Genomic DNA, 15,456 nt, shown 5'->3' with positions numbered 1-15,456 from the left:
GGATCTTGTTCTTATCGTGCCCGACGTCCCCTTCGCACCGTCATCCGAGCCTTCCACCCCTGGAACACCGCCCCCACCGAACCGGTTTCACCCCCGCGCGAACCGCGCCCTGAGCGCCTCGCCGGCCGCCGCGGGCGCCCCCACGTCGTCCAGCCCCAGAAGCGCCGCGCCCAGCACCGGCGGCGCGGCCACCACGGTCGGCACCGCCGAGGGCGCCCGCTCCCGCAGCGACTCCTCGATCCGCCCGTTCAACTCCGGGTGCCCGGCCGCCAGGACGCTGCCGCCCAGTACGACCGGCACGGGCTTCCGCGCGTCCCGCAGCCCGAGCCGCTCCAGCGCGACGACGGCCATCGTGACCACCTCGTCGGCCAGCCGCGCCACCAGCGACCGCGCCACCGGGTCGCCGCCCGCGCCGACCGCGAACACCAGGGGCGCCAGCTCGTGCCGCCGGCCGCCCGGCACACGGCCCAGGTGCAGCGCCTCGATCAGCGCGTACATCGAACCGAGCCCGAAGTGCGCGGGCAGCGCGCGGGCCAGCTCCGTCGGCTCGCCCCGCCCGTCCTCGGCCCGCGCCGCGTACCAGAGCGCCTCGTCGGCCAGCCCCCCGCCGCCGCCCCAGTCGCCGGAGAGCCGCCCCAGCGCGGGGAACCGCGCCGTACGCCCGTCCGGCAGGAGCCCCACGCAGTTGATGCCGGCCCCGCAGACGACCGCCACGCCGCGCGGCTCGTCCACCCCGGCCCGCAGTACCGCGAACGTGTCGTTCCGCACCCGTACGGACACGCCCCAGCCGCGTGCCTCCAGGGCCCGCGCGAGGGCCTCCTCCTCCACCGGCAGATCGGCGTTGGCCAGACACGCCGACACGTGCACCGTGGCGCCGCGCGCCGCCCCGGCGTCCCGGCCCGCTCCCGCCCCGGCGTCCCGGCCCGCCCCCGTCTCCGCGTCCCGGTCCGCCCCCGTCCCCCGGATCTCGCCGGCCCCCCGCATGGCCCGCTCGACCGCGGCCTCCAGTACGCCGACGGCCGCGTCGGTGCCGACCGCCTGGGGCCGGAAGCCGCCGCCGCGTGCCGTGCCGAGGACCGTCCCGTCCGCACCGACGAGGGCGACGTCCGTCTTGCTGTTGCCCGCGTCGATGGCGAGCACGGCGCCCGCCGCCGCGTTCACGCCCACGCGAGGTGGTCCCGGTTGTGCGCGATGAGCCGGTCCGTGAGCGTGTCGGCGTACGCGTACTGGCCGATCAGCGGATGGGCGAGCAGCGCCCGGAACACCCGTTCGCGGCCGCCCCGCAGCGCCGCGTCCAGCGCCAGTTCCTCGTACGCCGTGACGTGCGCGATCAGACCGGCGAACAGCGGGTCCACGTTCCGCACCGGCAGCGGCCGGGCGCCGTCCGCGTCCACCTCGGCCTGCACCTCCACGACGGCGTCGTCGGGCAGGAACGGCAGCGTGCCGGCGTTCCGCACGTTCACGACCTGCGGGGCACCGCCCCGCCCCCGCGAGCCGCCCACGCCCGTACCGCGCCCGCCCAGCAGCGCGGCCGCCAGGTCGACGGCGGCCTCGGAGTAGTACGCGCCGCCCCGCTCGGCCAGCAGCGCGGGCTTCTCGTCCAGCGCCGGGTCGCCGTACATCTCCAGCAGCCGCCGCTCCATCTCCGCCACCTCGGCGGCCCGCGACGGCTTGCCGCGCGCCTCGTCCACGACCTCGTCGTGCGCGTAGAAGTACCGCAGGTAGTACGAGGGGACGACGCCGAGCCGGTCCAGCAGGCCGCGCGGCAGCCGCAGGTCGGCGGCGACGGCGTTCCCGTGCTCGGCGAGCAGCCGGGGCAGCACGTCCGTACCGTCGGGCCCGCCGAGCCGTACGCCCAGCTCCCACGTCAGGTGGTTCAGCCCCACGTGCTCCAGGTGCACGTCGGCGGGGGCGACGTCGAGCAGGGCGGCGAACTTCCGCTGGAGGCCGATGGCGACATTGCAGAGGCCGACGGCCTTGTGGCCGACCTGGAGGAGGGCGCGGGTGACGATGCCGACCGGGTTGGTGAAGTCGATGATCCAGGCGTGCGGGTTGGCACGGCGTACCCGTTCGGCGATGTCGAGGACGACCGGCACGGTCCGCAGCGCCTTCGCCAGGCCGCCCGCGCCGGTGGTCTCCTGCCCGACGCAGCCGCACTCCAGCGGCCAGGTCTCGTCCTGCTGCCGGGCGGCCTGCCCGCCGACGCGCAGTTGCAGCAGCACGGCGTCGGCGCCGTCAACCGCGGCGTCCAGATCACCTGTTGTGGTGACAGTCCCCGGATGACCCATTTTGGCGAAAATCCGCCGGGCCAGTCCGCCGACCAGCTCCAGCCGGTCGGCCGCCGGGTCCACGAGGACCAGTTCCCCGATCGGCAGCGTGTCGCGCAGCCGGGCGAACCCGTCGACCAGCTCCGGCGTGTACGTGGAGCCGCCCCCCACGACCACGAGCTTCAGACCACCCATCGTCCCCACTCCCCTTCGTCTGCCCTCGTCGGACGGCCGGTTCATCGCGCGGAGGTGTCGAACACGTCGTCGCGGGTCGCGGCGAGCGCCACCTCCAGGGCGCCGCGCAGCACGGGCCGCTCCCGTACGGAGCCGAGGACCAGGCGGGGCCGGGCGGCGGCGAGTTCGGCCAGCTCGGCGGCGACGCGCCCGCGCAGCGGCTCGCCCCCCGCCACGGCCACGTCACCGGAGAGCACGACCAGCGCGGGGTCCAGTACGGCGACGAGCGCGGCGAGCCCGGTCGCGAGCCGCGTGGCGTACGCGTCGAGCAGCCGCCCGTACGCCCCGCCCGCCGCTTCCGAGACGGTCCCGGCCTCCGCGGCGGCGTCCCGCAGCAGCCGTACCGCGGCCTCGGCGGACTCGCCCGACGGCACGTCGATCCCCCACTCCCGCGCGAGTCGGGGCACCGCGGCGGCACCGGCCAGCTCCTGGAAGCCGCCGCTGCCGGTGCGGGCGACGTTCCGTACGAGGGGCGCGCCGGGGACGGGCAGGAACCCGACCTCGCCGGCGCCGCCCGTGAACCCCCGGTGCAGCCGCCCGCCCAGTACGAGGGCGGCGCCGAGGCCCTCCTCGATCCACAGCAGCACGAAGTCCCGGTGCCCGGCGGCGGCACCGAGCCGCTGTTCGGCGACGGCGACCAGGTTGACGTCGTTCTCGTACTCGACCGGCATCGGCAGCGCGGCGGCCAGCTCCTCCAGCAGGGCGGGGCCGTGCCACCCGGGCAGGTGGGATGCGTACCGCAGGCGCCCGGTCGACGGGTCGAACGCGCCGGGCGTGCCGATGACGACCCGCTGCACATCGTCGCGGGTGAGCCCGGCGGCCTTCACGGCGCCGTCCAGCGCGTCGGTGACCTGCCGTACGGCACCGGGCCCGCCCCGGCGCGGGGTCGGCAGCGTGGACTCGCCGACGACGGCCCCGGTCACATCGGCGACGGCGGCCCGTACACGGCGCGGGTTCACGTCGAGCCCGGCGGCGTACGCGGCGCGCGGATTGACCTCGTACAGCTGGGCGTTGGGCCCCGGCCGCCCCCGGCTCGTGCCGGTGGCGACGACGAGCCCGGCGGCCTCCAGCCGCGCCAGCAGCTGCGAGGCGGTCGGCTTGGACAGCCCGGTCAACGCCCCGATCCGCGCCCGCGACAGCGGCCCGTGCTCCAGCAGCAGATCGAGCGCGGCCCGGTCGTTCATGGCCCGCAACACCCGAGGCGTCCCGGGAACCCCTCCGCTCACACCACCCGCCCCCTGGCAACTGTTAGGAAGCTTTACTGTCCCGCTGTTCGAACGTAGGTCGGCTCTGAAGGCCCGTCAAGACCGGAGTCGGCGGAGCCAGCCGTTCACCCTTCTTCGGAGGAAGTGTGTGAAATGTGAAGAATGATGGGGGGTCAGCATCCTGCGAAGAGGTGTGACGTGGCTAATAAACGCGTTGACCTCGCAATACGTGACTCCATAGCGTCGAACGGTGATCTAGATGGATCGCCCTCCGAGGGCGGTGCGTCATGCCGGGCGTAGTGAATCCTGTTGCGCCGCCGCAGTCCCCACTCTATGTTCGGGCGGTCATGGAAACCTGCCTGTTGTATTTGGGTTCTCGAGCTGCACCGTTTATGTCGCCGCCCTCGTTGCATCAGATGGCGGAGCTATTCGAGGATGCTGTCAGGGGTGCGGTCGAGTTCTTTACGGAGGTAGACGTCGAATTCTCCCGGTCTCCTCGTCTTCTCGTTGCCAACCTCAGGTCCGGTGAATCGTTCGTGCAGGTGGCGGTGGGTGACGACGTCGGATTTGGTGAGTATTTCCTTGTTCCGACTTCTATGCGGGCCATCTCCATGGGCGAGATGGGGAGCTGCGAGCTGGGTAGGCGTCTGTATTCTCATATGCTTGCCAATGGCGGCTTTTACCTGATGTTGGAGCATGAGGAAACAGGGGATGTTCTCGCATCCAATGTCCCGGGCTAGTGCATCCAGGTGTTGGCCCGTAAGTTTTCCTGTTGCTGAACGCGCTGTTCATTCGCTTGATCGAGCACTAATCGTCGTCCCTAGGGGGGGGATACGTCATGCAGTCCACGTCACCCGGCGTACCGGCCGGACCGCCGCGCGCGAGACCCCGGTTCGCCGTCGCCGCGACCGCCGCCCTGCTTCTGGCCGGCGCGGCGGTGCCCGCCGCGCACGCACAGGACGCCGCCGACCCGGTGCCGCTCGCGCCGACGGTCACCGCGCTCGGCCCTTATGAGGAGTGCAGCCCCAACCACTGCCTGCCGCACGGCGGTCCGGGCATGCCGGGGCGCTTCCGCTTCACACCCAACGCCGCCGACCAGGACGTCACCGGGTACCGCGTACGGACGCCTGAAGGTGTTCATCACGTCACTGCCGCGGAGGCCGAGGCCTTCGAGGTCACCCCTTCTGAGTCCGGCCTTTTCTTCCTCGTCGTGGAGGCCAAGGACTGGGGCTCCCGCTACGGCGAGAGCACCACCTTCGCCTTCAAGGTCGATCCCGTCTCCCAGCAGTCCCGCTGGCGCTTCGACGACGGGCTGGACGCCCCGGCGGCCACCGTGGCAGCGGACTCCGGCACGGCGAGCGAGCGCCACGACGCCGTCCTCCACACGGAAGGCACCGGCTGGTCGCCGCTCGCCCGCGCCGGGGCGCAGGACCGCGCGCTCCTGCTGGACACGCCCGAGGGCCAGCGCCCTCACGAGTACGCGGAGACGGCCCGTCCCGTAGTGGACACGTCCAAGCCGTTCACGGTGTCGGCATGGGCGTACCTGACCGGCGCCGGTGACGACCGGGTCGTACTCGCCGCGCCGGGGAGCCACGGCACCGCGTTGGACCTCCGCTACTCGGCCGCCGACCGCAGGTGGGCCTTCGGCAGGTCGGCACAGGACGCGCCCGGAGCGCCGAGCGTCCGCTCGCTGTCGGCCAACGAGGCGGTGCCGCGTGCCTGGACCCACCTGGCGGGCGTCTTCCACACGCAGCACGACACGGACCCGTCCAACGACACGGTCCAGCTCTATGTGAACGGCCGGCCCCAGGGCAGGCCCGTGGTGCTCGCCGAGCAGGCGCCCGCGTACGAGCCGTGGCGCGCCACGGGAGGCCTCCAGTTCGGGCGCGGATACGAGGGCGGGGACTACGACCACTACTTCCGGGGCCGCATCGACGAGGTCACCGCGTGGCAGTGGTCCCGCACACCGTTGGAGATCCGCCGCATGACGGAGGTGCGCGACCGGAACGGGGAGGCGATCTTCACCCCGGCCGCGCACTGGGACGCGGGGACCATCGAGGACGGCCGCGTCCGCCAGACCGGCCCGTATCCGGGCGGGGACCTGCGCCTGTCGCCCACCGGAGCCTCCCCGAACGCCGAGGAGGGCAGCCTCGTCCTGGACGGCGAGACCGGCCACGCCGCCACCGAGGGCCCGGTCGTCGACGAGACGGGCTCCTTCACGGTGTCGGCCCGCGTACGCGTGGACAGCGCCGCCATGGCGGCCAAGCCCGACGGGTACCGCGCCCTGGTGGCCGGCCAGCGCGCCGGTACGGAGTACTCCTGGGCGCTGTGGCTCAGAAAGCACGCGGAGGACGCCTACGTCTGGGAGTTCACCCGCACGTCTCTCGGCCCGGACGGGCAGTCGACGGAGACGGTCACTGCAGGCGGCTCGGAGCACGCGGTCCTCGACACCTGGGTCGAGCTGACCGGGGTCTACGACACGGTGGACACCACGGGCGCGGGACGGGTCAGCATGTTCGTGGACGGGATGGAACATTGGTCATGGCGTCCGACGAACCTGACGCACGCCCAGCAGGGCAGCGGTGCCCTCACCGTCGGCGGTGACGCGTCCGGCGGAGCCGCCACGGCCCACGCCCTGCCCGGCGCGGTGAAGACCCTGCGAGTGTGGACCGGCGCCATCACCGTTCCCTACATCCACCAGTACGTCATGCCGCAGTGACCCGCGCGGCACAGTAAAGGGGGTCCGATGGCCAAGATGCGGTGCCGGTGCGGGAACCAGATCCGGGACGACGACCCGGACCACAGCCTGGTGATGAACTCCCACGGGGCCTTCGAGGAGCTGGACTTCGACGGCACCGCCCTGTTCGGCAGGGGCGTCGACATGCTGCGCTGCGTGGAGTGCGGGCGCCTGTGGGTCTTCTGGGACGAGCACGGCAGCCCCACCGAGTACCGGCCTGTCCCGAGGGACTGACCCGAGCCCGGTGCGGCGGCCCACGTATTCGCACCGGCTCTTTCCATAGCCCTGACCCGGAGCGGCCTCCCAACCCACGGCCGCCGCCGGACCCGGTTGCATTCACCACAGGGCATCGTGAACGTCCGCCTGCATCCGGCCCGCCGCACTGCACGCGATCGGCGGGCCGGATGGTCCAGCACGCATCGGCGGGCCACACGTCCGGGCGAAATCCCGCCGCGACTCGACTCGGGATCTCCAACGGCCGAATGACGGAGCGGGGCAGCACCGCCAGCGCTGATTGCCGCGCCCTCGGTTCCCGCCCGCCCCCAAAGGGGGTGACCAGGTCCCCCTGGACCTGGGGCTACGGCATTCGCCAGGGCTCGGGCCACATAGTGGGTGCCACCCACGAGACACGCACATGTCCGCCCTTGATCCTGCCTTCAGATGAGTACACGTACTCAGAATGTGGCCACCACTGCGCCATAGGGTCATTCCGGAAGCCCTACTGGGGGCTGTAGGACTGACCTGCTGTGGAGGGGCGCCGATGTCGTGGGACGAGTGGGAGCAGCTCAAGACCGAAGCTGCCGAACGCCAGTTAACCCGGATGCAGCTCAACCAGTTACCGGGGTCCGATCCGTCCGGTGGTGGGGGCGGTGGTTCGTCCGGGGTGGTGAGGACCCGGATGAAGGCGTGGTCGCAGGCGGGTGCGGGTGTCAACGGCCTGAAGGCGGACATCGGCCAGGGCCTGCGGAAGCTGGAGGAAGGGCAGTCGGGTGTGGGGGACACGTCCGGGTGCCAGTCGGCGGCGGCGCAGAAGGAGTTGTACGACTCCTGGAAGAGCTACGTCGGCAAGCTGAGCGGGCGTTGCGGCACGGTGGGCGGGCTGCTGGAGCGGGCCGGGCGTGATCTGGCGATGACCGACCAGGCGATCGAGGACGAGTTCGCGAAGGTCAGGGCCCAGTACCAGGACACCGAGGCCGTCGGCGGCCAGGCGAAGGGCCGGTGACCGGCCCGTGGATCTCACGACGCTGAAGAAGTTCAAGCCCACCGCCTACGAGGACGCGGCCGACGGCTACCGCGCCACCGCCGACATGGCCGCCAGGGCCAAGGACGCGATCGACATCCGGATCTCCTCCGGCATCCGCGCCCAGCTCGAAGGCGAGGCGGCCACCGCCGCCCTGGGCGAGCTGAAGGAACTGGCGGAGAACTTCCACTACGTACAGACCGAATGCGGCCTGGTCAGCACCGCGCTGCGCGGCTTCGCGCACGACATGGCCGCCGCCAAACGCAAGCTGGAAGCGGCCATCGCCGACGCGCAGGCAGCCGGCTGCACCGTGAACCCGGACGGCTCGGTCGCCTTCCCCGCCGGCGGCACACCCGTCGACGGCAAGGTCCCCGAAGGCGGCACCGTCACCGGCACCGGCGGCCCCGCCTCCCCGACCGCCGACGCGCTCTACCGCCAGGCGGCCAACGCCCACCCCAACCCCCACTACGGCAAAGCCCTGGAGTTCGCCAACCGGATCGCCGACGCCGTCAAGGAAGCCACCGACGCGGACACCAAGTGGGCGCCGAAGCTCCGCGCGCTGAAGGCCGACGACGACCTGACCGTCTCCGACCACGACTGGACGGACACCCAGTCCGACACGAGCGGAGTGCGTCAGGCAGCCGATGCGTACCTGGACACCATCCCAGCTCCGCCGAAGGACGGGACGCCGGAGAAGAACGCCCAGTGGTGGAAGGACCTCACGCCGGAGCAACGCGCCGACTATCTCGCCGTCCACCCAGGGACCCTCGGGGCGATGAACGGTCTGCCCGCAGACGTTCGTGACGAGGCGAATCGCATGGTCCTGGCGGAAACGCGAGCGATGTACCAGCTGGAGCTCGCCGCCATCCCGAAGGAGCCGGCCATGTACGGCCCGGGCGCCGGCGGACGCGTTGATGTGATCACTCCCGAGTGGCAGGAGTGGCACAGGAAGTACGCGGACAAGAAGGCCAAGATGGAAGGTGTGCTGAAGGGCATGGATGCCATCCAGGCCCGCTTCGACCGGACTGGTCAGGAGGGGCTACCGGAGGCGTACCTGCTTGGCTTCGACCCCACCGGTCTGCGGGACGGAAAGGTCATCCTCGCCAACGGCAACCCGGACACAGCCGATCATGTCGGCATCTATGTTCCCGGCACCTTCTCCCACATCGCGTCCATCGGGGGTGACGACGAGACCCACGGCGACCTCGGCCGGGGAGACAGACTGTGGACCGAAAGCACTCGTCTCGCGCCGGGGCAGAAGGTCTCCACGATCACCTGGTTCGACTACAACGCTCCGGACCACATCCCGCAGGCGACCCGTCACCAATACGCGGACGAAGGCGGCCCCCGTTTGTACGACTTTCTGCAGGGCAACAAAGCGGCGCAGGAGGGTGTTGACGGCACGCGCGCCCATACCACTGTGATCGGCCACAGTTACGGCAGTACGGTCGTTGGTGTCGCGGCGCAGTCCGGAAGCTGGAAGGACCCGGCTGCGGTCAACGACCTTGTCTTCGCCGGCAGCCCTGGCGTTCAGGCTGACCACGCGGCGGACCTGGGCGTCGGAGCCGATCACGTATGGGCGATGGGTGCCCCGCTCGACGATTTCGTGGTTCGGCACGGTGGTCGCCTCGTGGGGCTGGGCGATAATTGGACCATTCCAACCGATGAATCTTTCGGCGGGAACATCATGGCGAGCGACGTGGGTGGGCACACGAAATTTTGGGACGCAGGCTCCACGAGTCTGTCGAATCAGGCTGCCGTCATCGTCGGGCAGCGCGACAAGGTGGAAATTGAATAAGCGACGTATCTCGGTATGCGTTTCCGTGCTGATGGCCTGCATGCTGGCTGCGGCGTGCACTGGTGGAAGTGAGGCAGAGGTGGAGGTCCGTGACAGCGCCGCGGTGAAAGCGGATGCCAAGAAGGTGTCCAGTCGGGTCCTCGACATGCTGGCCCTCAAGGGCAAGGTGACGGAGACCGGGGCGATGACGATGCGGTGCTCCGGGTTCGACGCCGATGAGAAGGTCTACCGCGCGCGGCATCCTTGGAGCGTCTACGACGTTCCCTTCGCTGACATGCGGACAGCCTTCGACCGCTTGCGCGACGAGCTCCCGAAGAATGGATGGAAGATCGTCAAGGATGGCCCGGATGCCTCCGTGGGAAAGAGCCCGCAGATCGTGGCCGAGTCCCGGAGCGCGGACTTCGCCGTGGACGTGCGGCTGCATGAGGCGAACAGGGCGCAGAACGCTCCGGCACTCCTCACGGTCACCGTGGAATCAGCGTGCTTCAAGGGCTCCGATGGCCGGTGACGCCGGCCTCCGCCCGCCTCTGGGGTGGACGCTGGCGGCGTAGTGGCATACGAAAGGCGCCCCGCACCAGCAGGTGCGGGGCGCCTTCGCGCGTATCCCGGCCGTCAGTTCTTCGAGAGGTTCGGGCCCGTCGACGGCTGGGGTATCGGGGTGGCCGCCATCGACTGGGGGGTCGTCGGGGAGGCGAAGGCGGACGGCGCGGCCATGCCGGCCGTCGGGTCCGCCGGCGCCGCGTCGTCCGACGCCACCGGGACGCCGCCCACGATGCGGACGCCCGCCGCGTCGAACGCGCGCTTGATCCGCCAGCGGATCTCCCGCTCCACGCCCAGCGCCTTGCCCGGCATCGTCTTCGCCGAGACCCGCAGCGTCATCGAGTCGATCATGACCTCGGTCAGGCCCAGCACCTCGATCGGGCCCCACAGCCGCTCGTTCCAGGGCTCCTCCGCGGCCATCTCCTCCGCCACGCCCTCGATCAGCTTCCGCAGCGCGTCCAGGTCCTCCGTCGGGCGGACCGTCACGTCGACACCGGCCGTCGCCCAGCCCTGGCTGAGGTTCCCGATCCGCTTGATCTCGCCGTTGCGGACGTACCAGATCTCGCCGTCCACGCCCCGCAGCTTCGTCACCCGCAGGCCCACCTCGATGACCTCGCCGGACGCCACGCCCGCGTCGATCGAGTCACCCACCCCGTACTGGTCCTCCAGGATCATGAAGACGCCCGACAGGAAGTCCGTCACCAGGTTCCGCGCGCCGAAGCCGATCGCCACACCGGCCACACCCGCCGACGCCAGCAGCGGCGCCAGGTTGATCTGGAAGGCGCCCAGGATCATCAGCGCGGCCGTACCCATGATCAGGAACGACGCCACCGACCGCAGGACCGACCCGATCGCCTCCGACCGCTGACGGCGCCGCTCGGCGTTGACCAGCAGCCCGCCCAGCGCCGTGCCCTGCACCGCCTGGGCGCTGCGGTTCATGCGGTCTATCAGCTTCGTCAGCGCCCGACGGATCAGGTAGCGCAGCGTGACGGCGATGGCGAGGATCAGCAGGATGCGCAGACCGGTGTTGACCCACGTGGCCCAGTTCTGCTCCACCCAGCCCGCCGCCTCACCTGCCTGGCGGGCCGCCTCGTCCAAGGACACAGGGGAGACGGACGCCCCGGACGACGACGGGGACGGACCTGAGTCGGTCGGGGGAACAGCGGGCGGGGCCGACCACAGCACGGCGGGGAACCTCCTGGCATCACGGGCGGGTCTCTTCCATTAAACGGGTGGAGCACACCGGTTCGTCGCCGTGTTCGAGGGAGAGGCTCGTCTCATCTGGGGATGAGCCCCCTGTGGTCGAAAACACCTCCAGCCCGTTACCCCCATGTGGTGGCGCTTCGACCTGGCATGAGGAGAGACTGAGAGCAGATCGTCCCGGCGCGAGCCACGCGCCGCCGGCGTACAAGGAGGCATCCGTGCCGCATGTCCTGGTCCTCAACGCGTCGTACGAGCCCCTCGGCGTCGTACCGCTCCGCCGCGCGCTCGTACTCGTCCTCGAGAACAAGGCCGTGTGCCTCGAGGAGTCCGGCGCCTTCATGCACAGCGCGACCCGAGCGATCGCAGCCCCCAGCGTCGTACGGCTGAAGCGGTTCGTACGGGTCCCCTACCGGGGGCCCGTTCCTCTGACCCGCAAGGCACTCTTCGCCCGCGACGGCGGGCGCTGCATGTACTGCGGTGGCGTCGCAACCAGCGTCGACCACGTCATTCCGCGCAGCCGCGGGGGCAAGCACGCCTGGGACAACGTGGTGGCGGCGTGCCGCCGCTGCAACCACATGAAAGCCGACCGGCATCTGCGCGAGCTGGGCTGGCGGCTGCACCAGCCACCCGCCCCGCCCACCGGTCTCGCCTGGCGCATCATCGGCACCGGGCACCGGGACCCGCGCTGGCTGCCCTACCTGCAGCCGTACGGCGCGGACGACGCCCTGGCCCGGATCGACGGCATCTCGGCCTGACGTCCGGGCCCTGCCGTACCCCCGCCCCTCTCAGGGGAGCCGGGCGCCGCACCCCGGGGGCGGCGGGCCGTGCGCGGACCGGGCCGCCGCCCCGCAGGAGGGCGGCGGCCCGGCCTCCGTACGCCGCTACTCCGTGACCGCGTACGCCTGCACGTCGAACAGCGAGTACCCGTACTCCGTCGCCCGCTCCTCGCCCTGTACGCGCAGGAAGCGGGTGTCCGGGGCGTCCATGCGGACCTCCTCGCGGCCGCCTGCGCTGTCGCGGACCGTCGCCGCCGTGCGCCACGAGCGGCCGTCGGGTGAGACCTGTATGCGGTACCGCTTCGCGTGCGCGTCCTGCCACTGGAGCACCACCTGCCCCACCCGCGCGGGCTCGGGCAGCTCGACCTGCCACCACGCGCCGTCCTCCGCAGGCGACGACCAGCGGGTCTCCGCGTCGCCGTCGACGGCCGCCGACGCGGGGAAGTCCGGGGTCTCGTCGCCGGACGAGGTGGCCGCCGCGCCGGGGGAGCGGGTCAGGTCCGCGCCGCCCGTCGCCGGATAGGCCCGGACCGTCAGCGTCCGCTCCTCGCCCGCGAAGGAGAGCGCCACCGGGTACGAGCCGGCCGGGGTGCCCTTCGGCACCGTGATCGTCACCGGTACCCGGGCGTCCACGCCGCGCGGCACCGTCGTCTCCTTCGGCACGCTCACCACGACGCCCTTCGGCGCCCGCACGGACAGCGCCCCGCGCACCGCCTCGGGCCGCCGTGTCGACAGGACCGCGTCCATCCGCTGCGGCCCTCCGCCGATCACCGCGTCCGTCTCGGCGCGCGGCAGCTCAAGACCGACGCGCGGCTCGTCCGCGAACCACGGCGCCAGCGACCGCACGGGCACGGGCTCGCCCGCCGCCCAGCTCACCCGCACGGCGTCCACGCGCAGCGCGCCCGCGACCCGCGCCTGCGTCCAGCCGCTCGGCGACAGGGGGCCGAGCCGCCGCCAGCCCTCGCCCGGCACGTGCACCTCGACCGCGCCGTCCGGGCCGCCGGGCTCCGCCAGCGCCGTGACGGCCGCCACCGGGCGCGCCCGGCCGAGGTCCACGGTGTACGAGGTGTCCGTGCGGTACGGCTCGCCCGCCTGCCGGCCGGCGCCCGTCCAGGCGCCCGCCTCGTCCACGGCCCGCTTCAGGAACGGGTCCAGCACCCCCGTGCCGACCTTCGCGGTGCCCGCCGCCAGGGCCCGGCGCAGCGGCTCCAGCTCCAGCTGGGCCCGCCAGGCCGCCGCGCCGTCGCCGCGCGACTGCGCCTGCAGCATGTCCACGGCGGCCTCGCCGGCGCGGCCGTACCGGGCCAGCTGCTCCAGCCAGGGCCGCACCTCGTCGTCGAGGCGGCCCTCCGCCGGGGCGGTCAGCGCGGCCGGGGCGCCCCGCATCACGGTGAACGCCGCCCGCAGTTCCCTCGCCGCCTTGTCACGGGCCGCCGCCGGCACGCCCGTCGCGGTGCGGGTCCGCCAGAACTCGGCCAGCAGGGGCCGCAGGTACGCGGACTCGCCGTGCGGGTCCAGCAGCGACGACGCGTCGTTCCCGGCGAGCGCGCCCAGCGCCTCGCGGGCCTTCGGGTCGCCGCCCGCCAGGTCGTCCAGCGCGGCCTGCCACGACTCCTGCGGGCGGTAGCCGCGCGGGTTCCAGGCGAAGTCGGCGGCCGTGAACACCGGCACGCGCGACGCGGACGCCTGCTCCATGCCGTTGGCCAGCAGCGCCGCCGAACCGGCCGCGACGGCGGGCTCCCGGCCGGTGTACGGGCCGAGGAAGATCCGGTCCTGGGCGTAGTCGTTGACCGGGTAGTTGTCCATGGTGACCAGCGGGTGCCGGAACACGTCCCGCGCCTCGGCCAGTTCGCCGCCGCTGATCGTGCGGGGCACCACGCCGACGCCCGTCCAGGCCACCTGCACCCGCGCGTCGAGCGCGTCGGCGAGCGCGGTCCGGTACTCGGTCGCGCCGTCCTGGTAGTACTCGGTCGGCATCAGCGACAGCGGCTCGGCGTCCGGGTGGCGGTCGGCGAGGTGCCGGGACAGCTCGCTCGCGACGCGCGCGTGGGCCCGCGCGGCGGCGCCGGGGCCCCGGCCGAAGACCTCCGCGTCGCGCGAGCAGTGCCACTCGTCGTACGCGGAGTCCTGGAACTGCAGCTGGAACGCCCGCACGCCCAGCGCGTACATGGCGTCGACCTTGCGCTTCAGCGCCTTCAGGTCGTCCTCGGAGGCCAGGCACATCGACTGGGCGGGCGCCACCGCCCACGCCAGCGTGACGTGGTTGCGGCGGGCCCGGTCGGCCAGCTCGCGGAACTCGGCGCGCTGGGCGTGCGGGTACGGCTCGCGCCACTGCGCCTGCCGGTACGGGTCGTCGCCGGGCGCGTACAGATAGCGGTTCTGCTTGGTGCGGCCCATGAAGTCCAGCTGGGCGAGGCGCTGCTCATGGCTCCAGGGGCGGCCGTAGAAGCCCTCCGCGAGGCCGCGCACGGCGGTCCCGGGCCAGTCGCGGACGACGACGCCGGGCACGGTCCGGGCGGAGGTGATCAGCTGACGGAGGGTCTGCGCGGCGTGGAACAGCCCGTCCGGGCCGACGCCGTCCACGGCGATCGTGTCGCGGCCCTGGTGGCGGCCGGCCGCGAGCCGGTAGCCGCCGGAGGGGAGGTCGCCGCGCTCGGGCACACGCAGGGCGCGCAGGGCGTCCTGCGCGCCGGTTCCGCCCCACCACACCACCGGTACGCGCCCGCCGTCCGTGGCACCCTCGCCGCCGCCGGCGCGCCGCACCCGGCGCACGCCCGCGTCCCGCAGCGCGCCCTCCAGGGCCGCCAGGGCGTACGGGTCGCTGTCCGGCTCCGCCACCAGGAGCACCTCGTCGCCGAGCCGCACGGCGGCGCCGCCCACGGTCCGCAGAGTCTGCGGGCGCGGCCACACGGAGGGCGTCCGGCCCTCCGCCGCCCGGGCGGTCACGGTCCGTACCGGTCCGTCCGCCGGCCGCGCGGCCGGGACGGGGGCGGTCGCGGCCCGGCCGGACGCCGCCGGGGTGTCACGGTCCGCCGCCGGGTCGCGGTCGGGCGCCGCCGCGGCGGGAGCGCCGGGGTCGCCGGGTGTGGCGAGCGCGCCCGGCGCGCCGCCGAGCAGACCGCCGATCACGGCGACCGCGACGGCGGTCGCGGTGCCCTTGCCGCCGCGACCGGCGCGCCCGGCGCGACCGAACTGCGCGAGCTGACCGAACTGCACGCGCGTCTCCCCTCGTCCTGCGTGGTTCTGTGGGTAGCTTTGCCGGTGGCCGTACTGCCGTACCGCTGTTCTGACGGATCGTCGGACAGGTCGTCGTACTGATGGGTTTCGAGCCCACCACCCCCTGACGAAGGTGTCAATGTGCGTGGCCGATGTGTCGTATTTGCACACCGAGCCGCCGGGATCCGGCCTCATCGGCCCCCGCCCGGCGCCCGCGTGGAGTGTGAGCAGCGCCACGTC

General features: G+C 72.7%; 12 protein-coding genes. 7 read left to right on the top strand and 5 right to left on the bottom strand.

Annotation, left to right across the window (positions count from 1 at the left end):
- Positions 1 to 87: 87 nt before the first annotated feature.
- Genes ACSUPT_RS09145 through ACSUPT_RS09135 form a run of 3 tightly spaced genes read right to left on the bottom strand, consistent with a single transcriptional unit; the run spans position 88 to position 3,685 of the window.
- Positions 88 to 1,167 (bottom strand): N-acetylglucosamine kinase, encoded by a 1,080-nt coding sequence (locus ACSUPT_RS09145; protein WP_436944016.1) that lies wholly within the window; start codon positions 1,165 to 1,167, stop codon positions 88 to 90.
- On the bottom strand, positions 1,158 to 2,453 hold the full coding sequence (locus ACSUPT_RS09140) for a 6-phospho-beta-glucosidase (protein ID WP_436946185.1): 1,296 nt from the start codon (positions 2,451 to 2,453) through the stop codon (positions 1,158 to 1,160). The genes ACSUPT_RS09145 and ACSUPT_RS09140 overlap by 10 nt, the downstream gene beginning before the upstream one ends.
- 50 nt (positions 2,454 to 2,503) lie before the next feature.
- The gene (locus tag ACSUPT_RS09135; RefSeq protein WP_436944015.1) at positions 2,504 to 3,685 is read right to left on the bottom strand and encodes an ROK family protein; all 1,182 of its coding nucleotides are present in this window, start codon (positions 3,683 to 3,685) and stop codon (positions 2,504 to 2,506) included.
- A gap of 368 nt (positions 3,686 to 4,053) precedes the next feature.
- On the opposite strand from ACSUPT_RS09135, the gene ACSUPT_RS09130 reads away from it, so the two are divergent.
- The 6 genes from ACSUPT_RS09130 to ACSUPT_RS09105 all read left to right on the top strand — a co-directional run bounded on the left by ACSUPT_RS09130 (position 4,054) and on the right by ACSUPT_RS09105 (position 9,989).
- Positions 4,054 to 4,446 (top strand): hypothetical protein, encoded by a 393-nt coding sequence (locus tag ACSUPT_RS09130; protein WP_436944014.1) that lies wholly within the window; start codon positions 4,054 to 4,056, stop codon positions 4,444 to 4,446.
- 98 nt (positions 4,447 to 4,544) lie between these two features.
- Positions 4,545 to 6,425 carry a LamG domain-containing protein gene (locus ACSUPT_RS09125; RefSeq protein ID WP_436944013.1) on the top strand — a complete coding sequence of 627 codons (1,881 nt, stop codon included), beginning with the start codon at positions 4,545 to 4,547 and terminating at the stop codon, positions 6,423 to 6,425.
- 27 nt (positions 6,426 to 6,452) lie between these two features.
- A complete protein-coding gene (locus ACSUPT_RS09120; RefSeq protein WP_404142989.1) occupies positions 6,453 to 6,677 on the top strand; it encodes a hypothetical protein in 225 nt (74 codons plus the stop codon).
- A gap of 526 nt (positions 6,678 to 7,203) precedes the next feature.
- Complete coding sequence (locus tag ACSUPT_RS09115) at positions 7,204 to 7,665, top strand: hypothetical protein (RefSeq protein WP_436944012.1); 462 nt, start codon at positions 7,204 to 7,206, stop codon at positions 7,663 to 7,665.
- A 7-nt stretch (positions 7,666 to 7,672) separates the two neighbouring features.
- Positions 7,673 to 9,481 (top strand): alpha/beta hydrolase, encoded by a 1,809-nt coding sequence (locus ACSUPT_RS09110; protein ID WP_436944011.1) that lies wholly within the window; start codon positions 7,673 to 7,675, stop codon positions 9,479 to 9,481.
- 79 nt (positions 9,482 to 9,560) lie between these two features.
- Entirely contained in the window at positions 9,561 to 9,989 is a 429-nt protein-coding gene (locus ACSUPT_RS09105; RefSeq protein WP_436944010.1) for a hypothetical protein, read from the top strand.
- 104 nt (positions 9,990 to 10,093) lie between these two features.
- Here the strand turns inward: ACSUPT_RS09105 and ACSUPT_RS09100 are convergent, their stop codons facing one another.
- Entirely contained in the window at positions 10,094 to 11,206 is a 1,113-nt protein-coding gene (locus ACSUPT_RS09100) for a mechanosensitive ion channel family protein (RefSeq protein ID WP_403503223.1), read from the bottom strand.
- A gap of 236 nt (positions 11,207 to 11,442) precedes the next feature.
- Here ACSUPT_RS09100 and ACSUPT_RS09095 point away from each other — a divergent pair, with 236 nt between their 5' ends.
- A complete protein-coding gene (locus ACSUPT_RS09095; protein WP_351968473.1) occupies positions 11,443 to 11,979 on the top strand; it encodes an HNH endonuclease in 537 nt (178 codons plus the stop codon).
- A gap of 126 nt (positions 11,980 to 12,105) precedes the next feature.
- On the opposite strand, the gene ACSUPT_RS09090 is transcribed toward ACSUPT_RS09095, so the two are convergent.
- A complete protein-coding gene (locus ACSUPT_RS09090) occupies positions 12,106 to 15,216 on the bottom strand; it encodes a beta-N-acetylglucosaminidase domain-containing protein (RefSeq protein ID WP_436944009.1) in 3,111 nt (1,036 codons plus the stop codon).
- Between the last annotated feature and the right edge of the window lie 240 nt (positions 15,217 to 15,456).

Origin of the sequence: Streptomyces sp. SudanB25_2051, assembly GCF_964272635.1 — a bacterium.
Taxonomy (GTDB): domain Bacteria; phylum Actinomycetota; class Actinomycetes; order Streptomycetales; family Streptomycetaceae; genus Streptomyces.
The sequence above is the reverse complement of the archived record's forward strand: the minus strand, read 5'-3'. Positions and strand labels throughout refer to the sequence as shown.

Bases quoted from the DNA above. Each gene is read 5' to 3' on its own strand.
- ACSUPT_RS09135 (WP_436944015.1), bottom strand. From the start codon at position 3,685: ATGAACGACCGGGCCGCGCTCGATCTGCTGCTGGAGCACGGGCCGCTG.
- ACSUPT_RS09130 (WP_436944014.1), top strand. From the start codon at position 4,054: ATGGAAACCTGCCTGTTGTATTTGGGTTCTCGAGCTGCACCGTTTATG.
- ACSUPT_RS09125 (WP_436944013.1), top strand. From the start codon at position 4,545: ATGCAGTCCACGTCACCCGGCGTACCGGCCGGACCGCCGCGCGCGAGA.
- ACSUPT_RS09120 (WP_404142989.1), top strand. From the start codon at position 6,453: ATGGCCAAGATGCGGTGCCGGTGCGGGAACCAGATCCGGGACGACGAC.
- ACSUPT_RS09115 (WP_436944012.1), top strand. From the start codon at position 7,204: ATGTCGTGGGACGAGTGGGAGCAGCTCAAGACCGAAGCTGCCGAACGC.